This is a genomic window from Nocardiopsis halotolerans DSM 44410 (genome assembly GCF_000341065.1).
GTDB lineage: Bacteria > Actinomycetota > Actinomycetes > Streptosporangiales > Streptosporangiaceae > Nocardiopsis > Nocardiopsis halotolerans.
In genome coordinates, this window is sequence record NZ_ANAX01000165.1 from 1 (window position 1) to 485 (window position 485).

The 485-nt window shown below is 72.8% G+C and carries 1 protein-coding gene; it reads right to left on the reverse strand.

Features of this window, described 5'->3' with window-relative positions; genetic code table 11:
* Positions 1–59: 59 nt before the first annotated feature.
* A partial coding sequence (locus tag D455_RS30280) for an NADAR family protein (RefSeq protein ID WP_017571131.1) occupies positions 60–485 on the reverse strand: 426 nt, incomplete at its 5' end.

A 485-nucleotide genomic window follows, 5' to 3' on the forward strand; every position in this document is an offset into this window, starting at 1 on the left:
TCGTGGGTGCCATGGCGCCGGTTGTGTCGGCGCGGTGCCGGCGGAGAACGGACGTGGCGTCAGCCGGCCGAGGCGAGGCGGGCCCGGGCCTCCATGAGAGCGAATCCCAGCAGGTTGAGGCCGCGCCAGCGCTCGGGGACCGTCGCGTGGTCGTTCCTGGCGCCCAGTCCGATCCCCCACACGCGGTCGCGGGGGCTGGCCTCCACCAGCACCCGGTTTCCCGTGCCGAGCAGGAACTCCCGCAGGTCCTCGTTCTGGCCGAACTTGGCGACGCTGCCGTCGACCACGATCCCGAACCGGGCCGCCTCCCACGCCTCCTGGTCGAAGCCGCGCACCTCCCGACCGATCACCTTGGCGTCCCGGGGGTGGCCCGCGGCGATGATCCGTTCCTCGGCCCCGGCGTCGTGGAACAGACGCGCCTTGGCGGCCATCATGTAGTGCTCGGCCGTGGGGTAGCCGACTCCGTCCACGGTGAAGTCGGCGGG